We start from the raw sequence: 17,967 nt of genomic DNA, 5'->3' as shown, positions 1-17,967 counted from the left end.
GACCATGGTGGAAACGCAACGGCTGACGCGCCGGGCGATGGCATTCGTGCTGGCGGGGGGCCGGGGCAGTCGCCTGAAGGAGCTGACCGACCGGCGCGTCAAGCCCGCCGTCTATTTCGGCGGCAAGACCCGCATCATCGACTTTGCCCTGTCAAACGCGATGAATTCCGGCATCCGCAAGATCGCCATCGCCACGCAGTACAAGGCCCACAGCCTGATCCGGCATTGCCAGCGCGGCTGGAACTTCTTCCGGGCCGAACGCAACGAATTCCTGGACATCCTGCCCGCCAGCCAGCGCACCTCCGAGGACCACTGGTACCGCGGCACGGCCGATGCGGTCACCCAGAACATCGACATCGTGGACGATTACGACGTCGATTACATCGTCATCCTGGCGGGCGACCACATCTACAAGATGGACTACGAGATCATGCTGCGTGAGCATGTCGAAAGCGGCGCGGACGTCACCGTGGGCTGCCTGACCGTGCCCCGGATGGAGGCCACGGCCTTTGGCGTGATGGACGTGGACGCCACGGGTCGAATCGTATCCTTCCTGGAGAAGCCCGCCGATCCGCCCGCCATGCCGGGCGAGCCGGACAAGGCGCTGGCCTCGATGGGCATCTATGTCTTCAACTGGGCCTTTTTGCGCGACCTGCTGCTGCGCGATGCGCAGGACCCCAATTCCAGCCATGATTTCGGCACCGACCTGATCCCCGACATCGTCAAGAACGGCAAGGCGATGGCGCATCGGTTCGACACGTCCTGCGTGCGCGAGGCGCATGCGCCGGCCTATTGGAAGGACGTGGGCACGGTCGACGCCTTCTGGCAGGCCAACATCGCGCTGACCGACTTTACCCCGGACCTGAACCTGTGGGACCGCGACTGGCCGATCTGGACCTATTCCGAAAGCGTGCCGCCCGCCAAGTTCATCCATGACGAAACCGACCGCCGCGGCCTTGCCGTGTCATCGATGGTGTCCGGGGGCTGCATCATCTCGGGGACCGAGGTGCGCAATTCGCTGCTGTTCACCGAGGTGCACACGAACAGCTATGCGGTCCTGGATCACGCGGTGGTGCTGCCCTACGTGACGGTGAGCCGCCATGCCCGGCTGCGCAACGTCGTCATCGACAGCCGCGTGGTCATCCCCGAGGGCCTGATCGTCGGAGAGGACCCCGAGGCCGATGCCCGCTGGTTCCGCGTCAGCGAGGGCGGCGTGACCCTGATCACCCAGGACATGCTGGACCGGCGGGCGGCATCCCTGTGATGCGGGTGCTGTCGGTCGCCTCCGAGATCGCCCCCCTGGTCAAGACCGGGGGGCTTGCCGACGTCACGGGCGCGCTGCCCGCCGCCCTGGCGGGCGTGGGCGTCCACATGCGCAGCCTGGTCCCCGGCTATCCCGCAGTGATGGCCGCGCTGCAGGAAGCCGAGGCCGTTCATGCCTTCGACGACCTGTTCGGCGGGCCTGCGGTCCTGCTGCAGGGGCGGGGCGCGGGGCTGGACCTGCTGGTGATCGACGCACCCCATCTGTATGGCCGCCCCGGCAACCCCTATCTGGGCCCCGACGGGCGCGACTGGCCGGACAACCCGGAACGCTTTGCCGCGCTGTCCTGGGCGGGCGCGCATGTCGCGGCCCATGGCGCGGGCGGCTGGCGCCCCCAGGTGCTGCACGGTCACGACTGGCAGGCGGGCTTCATGACCGAATACCTGCCGCGCATGGGCGGGGCCGATGTGCGGACGGTGCTGACCATCCACAACATCGCCTTCACCGGGTCGACCGATCCGGGGCGGCTGCATTCGCTGCGCCTGGACCCCGCGCGATTCTACAGCGAGGGATACGAGTTCTGGGGCGGCATCTCGGCGCTGAAGGCCGGGCTGATGGGCGCGGACGCGCTGACCACCGTGTCGCCCAGCTATGCGGACGAATTGATGACGCCGGAATTTGGCATGGGGCTGGACGGGGTCATGCGCCACCGGCAGGCCGCCCTGACCGGCATCCTGAACGGCATCGACGAACAGGCCTGGGACCCGGCGACCGACCCGGCCATCCTGTCCTTCACGGATCCGGCGGGCAAGGCCGCCGCCAAGGTCGCGTTGCAGGCGGAGCTGGGCCTGCCGCAGGCGGAGGGGCCGCTTTGCGTGATCGTGTCGCGGATGACCCATCAGAAGGGTTTGGACCTGGTGCTGGAGACGCTGCCCGCGCTGATGGCGGCGGGCGGTCAGCTGGCGGTCCTGGGGTCGGGCGATCCTGGCCTGGAACAGGCGTTCCGACAGGCGGCGGCGGATCCCAACGTGGCCGTGCGCATCGGTTATGACGAGGCGTTCTCTCATCGGCTGATCGCCGGGGGGGACGCGATCCTGGTGCCGTCGCGGTTCGAACCCTGCGGGCTGACGCAGATGTACGGACTGCGCTATGGCACCATCCCGGTCGTCGCGCTGACCGGCGGGCTGGCCGACACGGTCATCAACGCCTCGCCCGCGGGGCTGGCGCGCGGCGTCGCCACGGGCATCCAGTTCGCGCCCGTCACGGCGGTGGCGCTGCGCGGGGCGCTGATGCGGCTGGCGACCCTTTACGCGGACCGGGACACCTGGTCCCGGATGCAGGCCAACGCCATGGCCCATCCCGTCGGGTGGGGGCAGTCGGCCCGTGCCTATGCCGATCTTTATGCAAGGCTGACCCATCCGTCATGACCCAGACCATCGCGATGACCGCAGGGCGCCCCACGCCCCTGGGTGCGACCTTCGACGGCGCGGGGGTGAACTTTGCGGTGTTCTCTCAGCATGCCGAACGCGCCGTGCTGTGCCTGTTCGACGAACGCAACCGAGAGACGCGGGTCGATCTGCCCGAACGCGAGGGCCATGTCTGGCACGGTCATGTCGAGGGGCTTCGCCCCGGCCAGAAATACGGCTTTCGGATGCACGGCCCCTATCGCCCCCACGAAGGGCATCGCTTCAACGCGCGCAAGTTGTTGATAGACCCCTATGCCAAGCGGCTGACGGGACGGCCCGCCGCGCATGACGCGTTGATGGGATACCGGGTCGGGCATCACGATGCCGATCTGTCCTTCGACCGCCGCGACAGCGCGCAGCACATGCCGAAGTCGGTGGTCGTGGACCCCAGCTTCGCCTGGGGCGACGACCGTGCACTGCACCGGCCACTGTCGGAAACGGTGATCTATGAGGCGCATGTCAAGGGACTGACCGCGGGGCGCACCGATATCGGGCATCGCGGCAGCTATCTGGCGATGGCGTCCGAACCCGTGCTGGATCACCTGACGCGGCTTGGCGTCACCGCGATCGAGCTGCTGCCCGTCCATGCCTTTGCCGACGACCGCTTTCTGACCGACAGGAAGCTGACGAATTTCTGGGGCTACATGTCCTATGGGTTCTTCGCGCCGGAACCGCGCTACATGCAGGCGGGCGACATCGCCGAATTCCAGCAGATGGTTGCACGGTTCCACAAGGCCGGGATCGAGGTGATCCTGGACGTCGTCTACAACCACACCGCCGAAGGGAACGAACTGGGCCCGACCCTGTCGTTCCGCGGGCTGGACAACGCGTCCTATTACCGCCTGGCTGAGGATCGGCGGTTCTATGTCAACGATGCGGGCACCGGCAACGTGCTGAACCTGGACAGCCCCTTCACGCTGCGGCTGGTCATGGATTCGCTACGATACTGGGTCGAGGTGATGCATGTGGACGGGTTCCGCTTCGACCTGGCATCCGTGCTGGGGCGCACGCGCGGCGTGTTCGACCGCGACGCGCCGCTGTTCCGTGCCATCCGCCAGGACCCGGTGCTGAACCGCGTCAAGCTGATCGCGGAACCTTGGGACATCGGGCCGGGCGGATACCAGCTGGGCGCCTATCCGGCGCCCTTCGCGGAATGGAACGACCGCTATCGCGACCAGATCCGCGGGTTCTGGCGGGGCGATCAGGGCCTGATCGGCAAGCTGGCCAAGCGGGTGGCGGGATCGGCCGCGCGGTTCGATCATGACGGTCGCCCCGCGACCAGTTCGGTGAATTTCGTGGCCGCCCACGACGGCTTCACGCTGATGGACACGGTCAGCTTCAACGACAAGCACAACGAGGCCAACGGCGAGGAGAACCGCGACGGCCACAACCACAACCTGTCCGACAACATGGGCGCCGAAGGCCCGACCGACGATCCCGCGATCACCGCCGCGCGCGACCGCCGCCGCCGCAACCTGATCGCCACGCTGATGCTGTCCCAAGGCACGCCCATGCTGCTGGCCGGCGACGAGCTGGGAAACAGCCAGGGCGGCAACAACAACGCCTATGCCCAGGACAACCCGACGGGGTGGGTCGACTGGGACGGCGCGGACCCGGCCTTCCTAGACTTCGTGCGCCGCGTCATCGCGTTCCGGCGCGCGCATCCGATCCTGCGGCAGAAGCGGTTCCTGCACAGCCAGCCGCGCGAACAGGACGGGCTGCCCGACCTGTTCTGGCGCCGGGCCGATGGCGCGCCGATGACGCCCGACGATTGGAACGACCCCGACCGCCGCCTGCTGGCGGCCGAGATGCGCATGGCATCCGGCACGCCCGCTTATGCGGCCCTGCCGGGAGCGGTCTTCCTGGTCTTCAACAACGGCCCCGAGGCGCAGGTCCGCCTGCCCGACGCGCCCGACGGCCGCTGGCGCCGCCGCCTGGACAGCGCGCGGGACGACGACCCGGACCTGCCTGCCCAGGACCTTGAACCCATCGCCGCCGACAGCGTCGCGGCCTTCGTGCTGACCACCCCGAGCGTATCATGACCCAAGCCCCCTCGATCTTCGACATGCGCCTCGCGCGCAGCGCGCCCGACCTGTGGCCCATGCTGGAACGCCTGTACGGCGATCGCCCCGATTACGACGCCTTCTGCGCCGAGCTGGAGGCCGCGCTGCGCGAGGGCTGGGCCGCGCGTCCCGCCGACCTGAAGCGCCTGGACCTGATGCGCGACCTGGAGCCCGACTGGTTCCAGCGGTCTGGCATGGCGGGCTATGTCTTCTACATCGACCGCTTTGCCGGGACGCTGGCGGGGGTGCATGGCCGGCTGGATTACCTGCGCGATCTGGGCATCAGCTATGTCCACCTGATGCCCTGCCTGATGCCGCGACCGGGCGACAGCGACGGCGGCTATTCGGTGATGGATTATCGCCAGATCAACCCGGCCTTTGGGCGCATGGCCGACCTGACGCGGCTGGCGGGCAGTCTCCGCGAACGGGGCATGTCGCTGTGTGTGGATCTGGTGCTGAACCACACCGCGCAGGAACACGAATGGGCGCGGCGCGCGGCGGCGGGCGATCCGGAATACCAGGACATGTACCTGATGTTCGACGACGACACGCTGCCCCGCGCCTATGAGGCGTCGCTGATCGAGATCTTTCCCGAGACCGCGCCGGGCAGCTTCACCCATCACCCCGAATTCGGCAAATGGGTCTGGACCACGTTCAACGCCCATCAATGGGACCTGAACTGGGCCAATCCGCGGGTGTTCCTGGAGATCGTGCGGATCATGCTGAACCTGGCCAACAAGGGGGTCGATGTGCTGCGCCTGGACGCGGTGGCCTTCATGTGGAAGCGCATGGGCACCACCTGCCAGAGCCAGCCCGAGGTCCACATGATCCTGCGCGCTTTGCGCGCCTGCACCCGGATCGCGGCCAGCGCGGTGATCCACCTGGAGGAGGCCATCGTCGGCCCGGCCGAGATGCTGACCTATTTCGGGCGCGGCGAACATGACGGGCGCGAGGGGAACCTCTGCTATCACAACAGCCTGATGGTCCAGTACTGGTCGGCCCTGGCCACGCGCGACACGCGGCTGATGACGCATGTGCTGCGCACGCATTTCCCGCCCGTGCTGACGAACGCGACTTATGCAACGTACATCCGCTGTCACGACGACATCGGATGGGCGATCACCGATGAAGACGCGGGCGCCCTAGGCCTGTCGGGGGCGGCGCATCGCGCCTTCCTGTCGGATTTCTATGACGGCAGCTATCCGGGCAGCTTCGCCCGCGGCGTGCTGTTCCAGGAGAACCCCGAGACCGGCGACAAGCGCATCGCCGGCAGCTTTGCCGCGTTGGCTGGGCTGGAGGCCGGTCTGGCCGCGGGCGATCCGCTGGTGGTCGACCGGGCCGTGGACCGGATCCTGCTGGGCCATGCGCTGATCGCGTCCTTTGGCGGCATCCCCCTGATCTACATGGGGGACGAACTCGCGATGGTGAACGACCACGGCTATCTGGACGTGCCCGAGCATGCGCATGACAGCCGCTGGATCAACCGCCCCGCCATGGACTGGGACCGCGCCGCCCGCGCAAGCGCCGACCCGGACACGCCCGAGGGGCGCGTTCTGCACGGCACCCGCGCCATCCTGGCCGCGCGCCGGTCCTGCGACCGCCTGCATGGCGGGCATCCGACCGAAATTCTGGACTGCGGCAACGCCGCGCTGCTGGCATTCGCACGCCGCGCGCCCCAAGGCGGCATTCTGTGTCTTTTCAACTTCACGGAAAGCTGGCAACAGGTCAGCGGCGACTGGTTGCGCTTTCAAGGCGTGACGGACATGCGCGACATTCTGTCGGACGCGACGGTGACGCTGCATGACGACATGCTGGCATTGCCACCCTATGGCCGCGTCTGGTTGTCCTGATTTTTCCCTGCGCAAGAGGCGGAATGTGACCCAATCCCTGTCGGCACAGGATCTGCGCGATCAGATCCTGCATCACCTGACCCACACCCAGGGCCGCGGCCCGGAATTCGCAACCGTTTTCGATTGGCGCCTTGCCGTCAGCTATACGGTGCGCGACCTGATGGTCGGCCCCTGGGTCGGCGCCATCCGTGCCGCCCGCGACCAGGGCGCCAAGCGGGTCTATTACCTGTCGATGGAATTCCTGATCGGCCGCATCCTGGGCGATGCGATCATCAACCTGAACCTGGAGCCCGCCATGGGCGAGGCGCTGACCCTGCTGGGTCTGGACGAGCAGGTGATCCTGGACGACGAACCCGACGCGGCACTGGGCAACGGCGGGTTGGGGCGTCTGGCGGCGTGTTTCATGGAATCGCTGTCGTCGCTGTCCTGCCCGGCCTTCGGCTATGGCATCCGCTATGAGCACGGCCTGTTCCGCCAGCGCTTCGAGGGCGGCCAGCAGGTCGAGACCCCCGAGGATTGGCTGAACCAGCCGCATCCGTGGGAATTCGTGCGCATCAACTACAGCTACGAGATCGGGTTCAAGGGTCATGTCGACATGGTCGAAGGCCATGCCGTCTGGCATCCGGGCGAAAGCGTCGTGGCGCGTGCCTATGACACGCCGGTCATCGGCTGGGGCGGGGACTGGGCCAACACGCTGCGGCTGTGGGGGGCGCATCCGACGACGCTGCTGGACCTCAAGCGGTTCAACGCGGGCGATCACACGGCCGCGGCCGAACCCGAGGCGCTGGCCCGCACGCTGTCGCGCGTTCTTTATCCCGACGACACCACGGAATCGGGCAAGGAATTGCGCCTGAAGCAGGAATATTTCCTGACCTCGGCCGCGTTGCAGGACATCCTGGCGCGGTTCCTGGCCGAACATGGCGACCTGGAGATCCTGCCGGACAAGGTCGCGATCCAGCTGAACGACACCCACCCCGCCATCGCCGGGCCCGAGCTGATCCGCCTGCTGATGGACGTGCACGGCTTGGCCTTCGACCGCGCGCAGGACCTGGCGCGGCGGACGCTGAACTATACCAACCACACCCTGCTGCCCGAGGCGCTGGAGCGGTGGTCCACCTGGTTGATGGGCCGCGTGCTGCCCCGGCACATGCAGATCATCCAGATGATCGACGAGGATCATCGCAAGACTACCAATCGCCCTGCGCATATCGGCATCGTGCATGGCGACCAGGTCCACATGGGAGAGCTGGCCTTCATCATGGCGGGCCGCGTGAACGGCGTGTCCGCGCTGCACACCGATCTGGTCAAGGACACGGTCTTTGCCGACCTGCACAAGCTGCATCCCGACCGGATCGTGAACCAGACCAACGGCGTGACGCCGCGCCGCTGGCTGCGCATGTCGAACCCGGCGCTGACGCGGCTTCTGGACGACACCATCGGCACCGGCTGGACCAAGGACCTGGACCAGCTGGCGGGACTTGAGACCCATGCCGGCGACGCGATCTTCCTGGAACATCTGCGGGGCGCAAAGCGCGCCAACAAGGTTGCCCTGTCCGACGGGTTGCTGGCAGGGCTGGGCGTCAAGGCCGACCCGGACGCGATCTTCGACGTCCAGATCAAGCGCATCCACGAATACAAGCGCCAGCTGCTGAACGTGCTGGAGGCGATCGCCCTCTGGAAGCGGATCCATGACAGCCCGAACGGCGACTGGACGCCCCGCGTCAAGATCTTCGGCGGAAAGGCGGCGCCGGGATACTGGCTGGCGAAGTCGGTGATCCACCTGATCAACGACGTGGCCGCCAAGATCAACAACGACCCGGTCACGGCAAAATACCTGCAGATCGCCTATCCGCCGAACTACAACGTCTCGATGGCCGAAGACCTGATCCCCGCCGCCGATCTGTCTGAACAGATCAGCACTGCGGGCAAGGAGGCGTCCGGCACCGGCAACATGAAGTTCACCATGAACGGCGCGCTGACCATCGGCACGCTGGACGGTGCCAACGTCGAGATCCGCGAGCATGTGGGCCCCGAGAACTTCTTCCTGTTCGGCCTGACCGCCGAGGAGGCAGCGGCCGAAAAGGCCCGCCCCGGCCATGCCCGCGCCGCGATCGAGGCGTCCGAGGACATGAAGATCGCCCTGCAGCTGATCGCCGAAGGTCAGTTCGGCCGGGCCGACAGCTATTACACGCTGCTGGACCGGACCTGGAACGACGACCCGTTCCTGGTCGCGTCCGATTTCGACAGCTATTTCGCGACGCAGCGGGCGGTGGATCGGGCCTATGCCGACCATGCGGCCTGGGACCGGATGGCGGCCCTGAACATCGCGCGGTCGGGGTTCTTCTCGTCCGACCGGACGATCCGGGGATACATGCGCGACATCTGGCACGCGGTGCCGGTCGTGCCCGCATGATGCGAAAGGCCCCCGTCACCGGGGGCCTTTTTCCTGTCAGGCGCGGAAGCGCTGTGCCGATGGCAGGTACTGCATCAGCAGCCAATAGGTGACCCCCGCCGGGATCAGGCTGGCATACCAGCTGATGCCCGAAAAGATCAGCGCGACGATTACGCCCACCACGGTCGCGATGACCGCCGCCGGGTTCCAGCCGCGATAGGGGCCGTCGGCATCGTAATGGTGGTCAAGGTTCAGGGTCTGGCGGCGGATCACGTAATAGTCGACCACCAGGATCGCGAAGATCGGCCCCAGGAAGGCGCTGTAGGTCTGGATGAACAGGCCCAGCCCCGCCGCGGATTCGTCGCGCACCAGCAGCCAGGGGAAGGTCGCGAAGGCCAGTAGGCCAACGATGACGGCAGCCGATTTGAACGACAGCTTGAACACGTCCATCATCGCATAGGCGGGCGGCACCACGTTGTTCAGGATGTTGGTCGTCACCTGCGCGAAGGCGATGAACAACAGCGTCACCACCAGCAGGATCGGGTTGTCCACCGCGCTGGAGAAGACCTTGATCGGGTCGACCTCTCCGGTGGCCGAGGACACCATCAGGCCGATCATCCCCATGAACAGCGTCGCGGGCAGGATCGAGTTGGCATAGATCACCACCTGCCGCACCGATCCCACGCGGTGCTGCAATTCGCGCGAATAGTCCGACACGTTCAGCATCATCGTGGAATAGACGCCCAGGAACAGCATCGTGGCCCCCCAGAACGGCGCGCCCCAGGTGCCTTCGGCCTGGATCAGGTTGGTGCTGATCTGGTCGCCGTACTGCCCGATCACGCTGAAGAACATGTAGATCAGCGCGCCGATGATGAACACGGCGCCGATGTTCTCCAGCCACTTGATGCCGTGGAAACCCAGCACCGACAGGGCGATCTGCAGGAACTGGAAGCCTATGAAGAACACCCAGATGTTGGAGTAGCCGAACATCGTTTCGGAGACCAGGTTCAGGGCGCCGGCGCCGATCCAGCTTTGAAAGCCGTACCAGACGATCGCCGGGACCGATCGCACCAGCGCGGGCAGCCGCGTCCCGGCAAAGCCGAAGGACGACCGGGCCTGCACCATGAAGGGGATGCCGTACTTGTGGCCCGCGCGCCCGTTGATCATCAGCGCAAGGCCGATGACCGTGCAGCCGATGGCGATGGCCACGACCGTCTGGATCAGGTTCAGCGTGCCCACCAGCCCCGATCCGACGGTGAAGGTGCCGATGCTGACGCAGCCGCCCAGCCAGGCGAACAGGTAGGACCAGGGGTCCATGATTCGGGTGGTCTGCGGGGCAAGGCTCTCCTCGCCCGGTCTTTTGTCGTCCAGGGCATGTGGGGCGTGATCGGCGATCGTTCCGGTATGGGTCATGGGATACTCCCTGTATGGAGATGGCGGATTTCTTATTTTTGGATCGGGTGCGCATAGGCCCCGATCTTGGAGGTCAGCAGCCCGGCGCCGACCAGCGCCTCGGCGAACTTGGTGGCGACGGTCACGCCGTCGATGACAGGAATTCCCGTCTCGTGGCTCAGCCATTCGGTCAGGTCGGACATGCCGGCGCATCCCAGAACGACGGCTTCGCAGCGGTCCTCCTCGATGGCGCGCAGGATTTCGGCACGAACCAGCTGCCGTGCATTCGATCCGGGCTCTTCCAGGGCCAGCACCGGAATTTCCGCCGACCGGACGCGACGGCACTGGTGGTCAAGGCCGTACTTGCGCACCAATTCCTCGATCACCGGGACGGAGCGGGGCAGGGTGGTGACGATGGAGAACGACGTGGCGATCATGCTGGCGGCCTTGATGCCCGCCTCGCAGATGCCCAGCACGGGGCCGGTCGCGACCTCGCGGCAGGCACCGATGGCGGGATCGTCGAAACAGGCGACCACGATGGCGTCGGCACCCTCGGCCTGGGCCTGCTGCACCTCGCGCAGCAGGTGGGCGGCAGACATCACCTCGTCGAAATGGCCCTCGATGCTGGCGGGGGCGCCATGGGCGGTACGGCCCTCGACATCAGTGCCGGGGGCGGCCACCGCGCGGGCCGATGCCAGGATCTTGTCGGTCATCGATGCGGTGGAATTGGGGTTGATCACGACCAGCTTCATTGGCGTCTCCGTGTTCCTGAGTCGCCCTATTGTTACCACCGATTGTTAACAATCTATAATCATATTTTTCTGCCGCCTTTCCGGGCGGAACAATGTTGCGAAGGCCCAAGGAAGGTGCAAATTGGAAACCATGGACAAGCCCTTGGAAACACTGATCGTGGACAGCATCCTGGACGCCATCGCCGATCAGCGGCTGCGCGCGGGGACCAAGCTGGGCGAACAGGCGCTGTCGGATATCTTTGCCTGCAACCGCGCCCATGTGCGGCGTGCGCTGTCGATGCTGACCGGCTGGCAGGTCGTGGATCACCTGCCCAATCGCGGCGCCTATGTCGCGACGCCCACGCCGCAGGATGCGCGCGATGTCTTTCAGGCCCGCCGCGCGATCGAGACGACGATCTGTCGCAATGCCGTCCGGCTGGCCGACGCGCAGGACCTGGCCGACCTGCAGGCGCATTTGGCGGCCGAGGATGCGGCCCGCGGGCAGGACAACCGCCCCGCCGCCATCCGCCTGTCGCGCGGGTTTCACATCCTGTTGGCGCGGATCGGGCGCAACCCGGTGCTGACCCGCTATCTAGACGAGCTGACAATGCGGTCGTCGCTGATCATCGGCCTGTACGCCCAGGGCCACGCCACGCTGTGCGCCGAGGATGAGCATGCGAACATCGTCGCGGCCATCGCCGCGCGGGACGAGGGGCGGGCCCTGTCCCTGCTGGACACGCACCTGCGCCATATCGAGGCGGGGATCCGGTTCGACGACGCGTTGCCGGTGACGGGCGCGCTGTCGGCGGCGTTGCGGGGGCGCTAGCGGTCCAGGCCGGTGCGGCGGGCGGCGATCCGTTCCAGCGCCTGAAAGCCTTCGTGGATCAGCACCGCGATGATGCCGACGACCAGCCCGCCCTGCAGGACGAAGGCCGTGTTCGACGACAACAGCCCCGCGATGATCACCTCGCCCAGGGTGCGGGCCGCGACGGTCGAGCCGATCGTGGCCGTGCCAAGCGAGATCACCGCCGTCAGCCGCATCCCGCCCAGGATCACCGGCAGGGCCAACGGCAGGTCGACCTGCCACAGCCGCTGGCGATGGGTCAGGCCCATGCCGCGCGCGGCCTCGGCCACGTTGGCGGGCTGGGTGGTCAGGCCTGCCAGGGTGTTCTCGAACACCGGCAGCAGGCCGTAGAGGAACAGCGCCACCAGGGTCGGCCCGGCGCCGAACCCCATGATCGGCACGGCCAGTGCCAGCACCGCCACAGGCGGAAAGGTCTGGCCCACGCTGGTGATCGTGCGCGCCAAGGGCAGGAACTCGCGACCCGCGGGCCGCGTCACCAGCACCGCCAGCACCAGCGCCACCACGGTCGAGGCGATGACCGCCATCCCGACCAGCGCCAGATGCGACAGGGTAAGCGACCAGAGCGGGGTCTGGGTATAGATCGCGGGCGCGTTGTTGCGGGTGAAGGGTTGAAAGACCGGCGCGAACCCGTCCGGCGCGATCAGGAAGGCCAGCAGCAGAACCGCGGCCATGGCCAGCAGGATGCGTCCGATCATTCCGCCGCCCGGGCCTGCGGGGCGGCCTGGGCGCGCAGGGCGGCCAGGGTGATGACGCCGCCGCCCTCGACCGGCAGGGCGTCGCGCCCGCTCCACAGGCATTCGGCCAGCGCGTCGCGCAGGGTCGCCTCGCGTGGCAGGGCGGGGCCGTCGGCATGGCCCTCGCGCGCCAAGGCATGGGCCGGGGTCAGCGACAGCAGGTGGAAGGGTCGCTGATCCAGCCCGATCAGGTCGCGCACGAAGGGCGTGGCGGGGGCGGTCAGAATCTCGGACGGGGGGGCGTATTGGACCAGTCGGCCCTTGTCCATGACGGCGATGCGGTCGCCCAGGGTCACCGCCTCCTCCATGTCGTGGGTGACCAGGATCAGCGTGGTGCCAAGCCGGCGCTGGATGTCGCGCAGGTCGGCCTGCGCCTTGGCGCGGATCACCGGGTCAAGGGCGCCAAAGGGCTCATCCATCAGCAGCAGGTCGGGCTTCGCCGCCAGCGCACGGGCCACGCCCACGCGCTGCTGCTGGCCGCCGGACAGCTCATGGGGCATGCGGTCGCGGAACTGGTCGGGCGCCATCTGGAACAGCGTCAGCAGTTCGTCCACCCGGTCGCGGATCGCGGCCTGGTCCCAGCCCAGAAGGCGTGGGACGGTGGCGATGTTCTGGCCCACGGTGCGATGCGGGAATAGCCCATGGCCCTGAATCGCATAGCCGATGCGGCGCCGCAGCAGATGGGGCGCGACCTCGCGCGTGTCCTGCCCGTCGATCAGCACGCGACCGCTGCTGGGTTCGACCAGGCGGTTGATCATGCGCAACAGCGTCGTCTTGCCCGACCCCGAGGTGCCGACCAACGCCGCGATCTGGCCGGGTTCGACCGTCAGGCTGACATCGTCGACTGCGGCGCGGCCGTCATAGATTCGGGTCAGGTTCTGGATGTCGATCATGCGGACCTCCGGCTGGAACGCACCAGCAGATCAAGAGCGATGCCGGCGGTCAGCGCCAGCGCGATGGTGGGCAGGGCGCCCAACAGGACCAGATCCATCGCGGTCTGGTTCAGGCCCTGAAAGACGAAGGTACCGAAGCCGCCGCCGCCGATCAGCCCGGCGATGACCGCCAGCCCGATATTCTGGACCAGCACGATGCGCACCGCCGCCAGCAGCACCGGCAAAGCCAGCGGGATCAGCACCTGCACCAGCAGCTGCGCCCGCGTCAGGCCCAGGCCGATCGCGGCCTCGCGCGTGGCGGGGTTCACGCCGGTCAGCCCGGTCAGCGTGTTCGACACGACCGGCAGTAGCGAATAGAGAAACAGCGCAACCAGCGCCGGGAACAGGCCGATGCCCGCCACCCCCGCCTGCGCGACGCCGGGCACATTGGCCGCGATCCAGCCGAAGACGGGGATCATCACGCCGAACAGCGCCAGCGACGGGATCGTCTGCAGGATATTCAGCACCGACAGAACCGGTCCCCTCAGCCGCCGCGCCTGATACAGCGCCACCCCAAGCGGCAACCCGATCAGCAGTGCCAGCGCCAGCGACCCGAAGGCCAGCGTCAGATGCGCCCGCGCCTCGCGCAGGAAGATGTCCTGACGGGCGGCGTATTCGCGCATGACAGACACCCCGTCCAGTGCGCCCGACCCCAGGATCGCGCCGATGGCAACGACCGCCCCGGCCAGGATCAGCCAGCGTAGCCACAGCGCCGGGTTCATCCGCGCCAGCGCATCGGCCAGCATCAGCGCGAAGGCCAGCGCCATCAGCCAGAACCCGACCGAGGGCGCGACGCGGGCCAGGGCGTTGTCGGGCGGGGTCAGATGCGTCGCCGCCGCCCCCAAGGCCAGCAGCACCGCCAGCAGCGCCGCGGCACCGGCGGCCAGGCGCAGCGCGGGCGGCCAGCGCAGGCAGCCCGCGACCAGCACCGCGGCCAAGGCCACGGTTAGGATCAGTCCCTGGGGCAGGGCGGCGGTCAGGGACAGCCCCTCGCCCAGCACGATGCGGTTCGGCTTGAACTGCACCAGCGGCAGGGCCAGCCCGGCCAGACCGATCACCGCAAACAGCAGGCCGGGCCGGTCCAGCCGCGCGCGCATCAGTCCAGAAAGCCCCCTTGGGTCAGGTGGTCGCGCGCGACGGTGGCGGCGGGTTCACCGCCGATCTGGATGCGACCGTTCAACTCCTGCAGGGTTTCAAGGTCCAGCGACGAGAAGATCGGCGCCAGGATGTCGGGGATCTCCGGATGCGCCTCAAGAACCTCGGCACGGATGATCGGAGCGGGCTGATAGACGGGCTGCACGCCCTTGTCGTCCTCCATCACCACCAAACCGGCGGGCGCGATGCCGCCATCGGTGCCATAGACCATCGCCGCGTTCACGCCCGAGGTCTGCTGCGCTGCCGCCGCGATGGTCGCGGCCGTGTCGCCGCCCGACAGCTGCACCAGCTGGTCGGGGCTCATGGTGAAGCCATAGGTCTCCTGGAACGCCGGAAGCGCCGCGGCCGAGGTCACGAATTCGGTCGATGCCGCCAGCTTGACGTCGCCGCCCCCCGCGATCCATTCGCCCATCTGGGTCATGGTCTGCAGGTCGTTTTCGGTCGCGACATCCTGGCGCAGGGCGATGGCCCAGGTGTTGTTCGCGGGCGAGGGTTGCAGCCAGACGATGTCGTTCTGTTCCAGGTCCAGCTCGGCGACGCGCTTGTAGCCGGCTTCGGGATCCTTCCAGACATCGCTGTCGGCCTCGTTGAAGAAGAACGCGCCGTTGGCGGTGTATTCCGGATAGATGTCGATCTGCCCCGAGGTGATCGCGTCGCGCATGATCGGCGTGCCGCCCAGCTGCAGGCGGTCCTGCACCGGCAGGCCCGCGTCCTGCAGCGCCAGCAGGATCATGTTCCCCAGAAGGCCGCCCTCGGTGTCGATCTTGGAGGACACGGTGATGTCCTGGGCACCGGCGGCGCCGCCAAGGCCGATCAGCAGCGCGGCAAGGGGGGTAAGGGCTTTCATGCGGATCTCCTGTCGCGCGGACGGCATTGTTGGGCTCGACAATGCAAATGCCCGCGCGGCGATTTGGTTCCGGCATGAATGGGTACGATCCTGTCGTCCCGCCCATGGCGATCCGGTCGACCGGGGCTGACCCGTGCCGCACCGGATGCCGGTCGTCCGCCTGTCACGGACGCGCCGGCCCGGCCTCAGCCGCCGATGCTGCGCCCCGCGCTGGACCCGCCGAACCCGCCGCGCGACGCGGCCGTGGCCCGCGTCATCGGCGCCTGTCCCGCGGTCGTCGCAGGCCGCGTGAAGTTCTGCGACGACATCGACGCACGCCCGGCATTGCTGCCGAAATTGGTGGTGCCGGCGGCGTTGGTGAAGCCGCCCTGCGCATTGCGGTACATCGGCTGCGAGGCCGCCATCCCGCCGCCCGCGCGGCCCAGCATGCTGCCGATCAGATAGCCCGCCAGCAGCGGCATGAAGATGCTGCCCGACCCGCCCTGCGACACCTGTTGATCCTCGGACCCGCAATTGCCGGCACCGTGCTGCTCCTCGCAGACGGCCAGGCTGTCATAGCGGGGCGCGGCCTCGACATGCAGGGCCTCGGCCTCGGCAAAGGCCTGGCTGCACTGATCGGCCGTCACCAGGCCGCCGTTCACCGCCGCCGCCTGGCAGCTGGCAAGGTCCGGAAAGGCCTGCGCCTCGACCTGTTCGTCCCGGCAGCCCGCGACGGTGAAGGCGGCCGCCCCCAGAATGGTCAGGGCGACGGTCCGTGAACGTGTCCTCATGGAAATCCTCCTTGGCGGGTCAGCCCGCGATGAAATGCGGCTTGAAGCGCGACAGGTCCTGGGTGATGCGGGCGCGATCCTCTCGGATGCCGATGCCGGCGCAGGCATCGCCCACGATCCAGGCGCCGATGACCGGGCGGAAACCCTCGAATTCGGGCAAGGGGTGATAGGCCTGCACGATCCGCGCATGCCCGTCGTAATCGTGGTTGTCCGACGCTTCGGTGACCGCGCCGTTCTCGACGATGACGACGCCCGCGCCTTCGCGCGAGAAGATCGGCTTGACCACATGGGCGGCGCGGAACTGGTCGGCCACGCGCCCGAATGCCTGGGCCACGGACGGGTCGGGCTGGCCGTTCTCGACCAGGGCGGGTGCCACGTCGTCGGCGAAGAAGGCGGGCAGCAGGTTCGGGTGACCCTCGAACATCTCCCACAGGACGGGCAGCAGGCCCTTGTTCGACACGACGGCCTTCCATGCTGGCTCAAGGAACATGCAGCCCGACCCCGCGATATGGCGGGCATAGTCGTCGGCCAGCAGGTCCTCCCACGGATACAGCTTGAACAGCGTGCCGATCACCCGATCCTCGGCGTCCAAAAACTGGCCCTTCTCGCTGACGGCCAGCTTGTCCAGGTCGGTGTAATGCGCACCCATCCCGGCCTCGCGCGCGGCCCAGGCCATCGATTCGACCGTGGCGTAATCCTCGGCGTTGTTCGCGACGGCGGTGAAGTGGATGTCGGTGTTCGGCGCGAACAATTCGCGGAACCGCTCGACCAGCGCCTCGTGGATGCCGTTGAACTGGTCGGCCCCCGTGGGCAGGTGTCCCGCCGCCAACTGATCCTCCAGCCACTGCCACTGGAAGGCCGCCGATTCATACAGCGAGGTCGGCGTGTCGGCATTGTATTCCAGCAGCTTGGCAGGACCGGTGCCGTCATAGACCAGATCCATCCGCCCATAGATCGCGGGCTCGGACCGCGCCCAGCTGTCGGCGATCAGCGCGTGATGCGCCTGCGGGATGCCCAGACGCGTCATCAGCGCGGGGTCGGCCACGATGCGGTCGACCGCCTGACGCACCATCGCGTGCAGTTCGGTCGCGGGGCCTTCCAGGTCGTCTTCGATCTGGGCCAGCGTGAACTGATAGGCGGTGGTTTCGTCCCAATAGGGCTCGCCATGCATATGGGCGAAGGTGAAGCCGACATCGGCGGCCTTGGCGGCCAGGTCGGGGCGTTCGGGAAGGGTGATCTTGCGCATGCCCAAGATGTAGTCGCTGCGCGCCGCGAGGACCAGAGCCCCGGATGTCGCGCGCGGGTGAAATCCCCGGCATCCGCCACGGCGATCGCCGCGGGCGGCCGGTGGTCTGCAGATCGGAGGATACAGTGGTGAGCCCAACAGGATTCGAACCTGTGACCCACTGATTAAAAGTCAGTTGCTCTACCAACTGAGCTATGGGCCCATCACGAGGCGGTTCCTAGGGGGGGTGGCCGGTGGCGTCAAGCAGAAAAATCAACCCATCT

14 protein-coding genes and 1 tRNA gene are annotated in these 17,967 nt (G+C 67.5%); 6 read left to right on the top strand and 9 right to left on the bottom strand.

The window, feature by feature from the left end; translation table 11 throughout:
* The first annotated feature begins 4 nt into the window (after window positions 1–4).
* From glgC to FHD67_RS03720, 5 genes are read left to right on the top strand one after another with little or no spacing between them, the layout of a single operon-like run.
* Window positions 5–1,264, top strand: a complete 1,260-nt coding sequence (glgC, locus tag FHD67_RS03740; protein ID WP_139597845.1) for a glucose-1-phosphate adenylyltransferase — start codon at window positions 5–7, stop codon at window positions 1,262–1,264.
* Window positions 1,264–2,688 carry a glycogen synthase GlgA gene (glgA, locus tag FHD67_RS03735; protein ID WP_139597844.1) on the top strand — a complete coding sequence of 475 codons (1,425 nt, stop codon included), beginning with the start codon at window positions 1,264–1,266 and terminating at the stop codon, window positions 2,686–2,688. The genes glgC and glgA overlap by 1 nt, the downstream gene beginning before the upstream one ends.
* On the top strand, window positions 2,685–4,769 hold the full coding sequence (gene glgX / locus FHD67_RS03730; RefSeq protein ID WP_139597843.1) for a glycogen debranching protein GlgX: 2,085 nt from the start codon (window positions 2,685–2,687) through the stop codon (window positions 4,767–4,769). The genes glgA and glgX overlap by 4 nt, the downstream gene beginning before the upstream one ends.
* Window positions 4,766–6,640 (top strand): amylosucrase, encoded by a 1,875-nt coding sequence (locus FHD67_RS03725; protein ID WP_139597842.1) that lies wholly within the window; start codon window positions 4,766–4,768, stop codon window positions 6,638–6,640. Before glgX ends, FHD67_RS03725 begins: the two co-directional genes overlap by 4 nt.
* Window positions 6,618–9,053: a glycogen/starch/alpha-glucan phosphorylase gene (locus FHD67_RS03720; protein WP_139597841.1), complete on the top strand. Its 2,436-nt coding sequence runs from the start codon at window positions 6,618–6,620 to the stop codon at window positions 9,051–9,053. Before FHD67_RS03725 ends, FHD67_RS03720 begins: the two co-directional genes overlap by 23 nt.
* Window positions 9,054–9,089: 36 nt before the next feature.
* Here FHD67_RS03720 and FHD67_RS03715 read toward each other — a convergent pair whose 3' ends face one another.
* Both FHD67_RS03715 and FHD67_RS03710 read right to left on the bottom strand, forming a co-directional pair.
* Window positions 9,090–10,445, bottom strand: a complete 1,356-nt coding sequence (locus FHD67_RS03715; RefSeq protein ID WP_045981559.1) for an NCS1 family transporter — start codon at window positions 10,443–10,445, stop codon at window positions 9,090–9,092.
* Window positions 10,446–10,477: 32 nt separating this feature from the next.
* Window positions 10,478–11,176, bottom strand: a complete 699-nt coding sequence (locus FHD67_RS03710) for an aspartate/glutamate racemase family protein (protein WP_045981558.1) — start codon at window positions 11,174–11,176, stop codon at window positions 10,478–10,480.
* Window positions 11,177–11,306: 130 nt separating this feature from the next.
* Here FHD67_RS03710 and FHD67_RS03705 point away from each other — a divergent pair, with 130 nt between their 5' ends.
* A complete protein-coding gene (locus FHD67_RS03705; protein WP_139597903.1) occupies window positions 11,307–11,981 on the top strand; it encodes a GntR family transcriptional regulator in 675 nt (224 codons plus the stop codon).
* Here FHD67_RS03705 and FHD67_RS03700 read toward each other — a convergent pair.
* The 7 genes from FHD67_RS03700 to FHD67_RS03670 all read right to left on the bottom strand — a co-directional run bounded on the left by FHD67_RS03700 (window position 11,978) and on the right by FHD67_RS03670 (window position 17,906).
* The gene (locus FHD67_RS03700; protein ID WP_139597840.1) at window positions 11,978–12,715 is read right to left on the bottom strand and encodes an ABC transporter permease; all 738 of its coding nucleotides are present in this window, start codon (window positions 12,713–12,715) and stop codon (window positions 11,978–11,980) included. The two genes, FHD67_RS03705 and FHD67_RS03700, sit on opposite strands and share 4 nt — an antisense overlap.
* Window positions 12,712–13,647 (bottom strand): ABC transporter ATP-binding protein, encoded by a 936-nt coding sequence (locus FHD67_RS03695; protein WP_139597839.1) that lies wholly within the window; start codon window positions 13,645–13,647, stop codon window positions 12,712–12,714. Before FHD67_RS03695 ends, FHD67_RS03700 begins: the two co-directional genes overlap by 4 nt.
* Window positions 13,644–14,783 carry an ABC transporter permease gene (locus tag FHD67_RS03690; protein ID WP_139597838.1) on the bottom strand — a complete coding sequence of 380 codons (1,140 nt, stop codon included), beginning with the start codon at window positions 14,781–14,783 and terminating at the stop codon, window positions 13,644–13,646. The genes FHD67_RS03695 and FHD67_RS03690 overlap by 4 nt, the downstream gene beginning before the upstream one ends.
* Window positions 14,783–15,688 carry a glycine betaine ABC transporter substrate-binding protein OsmF gene (gene osmF / locus FHD67_RS03685; RefSeq protein ID WP_139597837.1) on the bottom strand — a complete coding sequence of 302 codons (906 nt, stop codon included), beginning with the start codon at window positions 15,686–15,688 and terminating at the stop codon, window positions 14,783–14,785. The genes FHD67_RS03690 and osmF overlap by 1 nt, the downstream gene beginning before the upstream one ends.
* 185 nt (window positions 15,689–15,873) lie before the next feature.
* The gene (locus FHD67_RS03680) at window positions 15,874–16,458 is read right to left on the bottom strand and encodes a DUF1190 domain-containing protein (protein WP_045981552.1); all 585 of its coding nucleotides are present in this window, start codon (window positions 16,456–16,458) and stop codon (window positions 15,874–15,876) included.
* A gap of 19 nt (window positions 16,459–16,477) precedes the next feature.
* A complete protein-coding gene (locus FHD67_RS03675) occupies window positions 16,478–17,704 on the bottom strand; it encodes a glutathionylspermidine synthase family protein (RefSeq protein ID WP_139597836.1) in 1,227 nt (408 codons plus the stop codon).
* Between the two features lie 126 nt (window positions 17,705–17,830).
* Window positions 17,831–17,906 (bottom strand) — tRNA-Lys (locus FHD67_RS03670).
* Window positions 17,907–17,967: the final 61 nt, after the last annotated feature.

It is taken from the genome of Paracoccus haeundaensis, assembly GCF_006239215.1.
GTDB lineage: Bacteria > Pseudomonadota > Alphaproteobacteria > Rhodobacterales > Rhodobacteraceae > Paracoccus > Paracoccus marcusii.
This window is presented reverse-complemented; position numbering and strand designations above follow the sequence as displayed.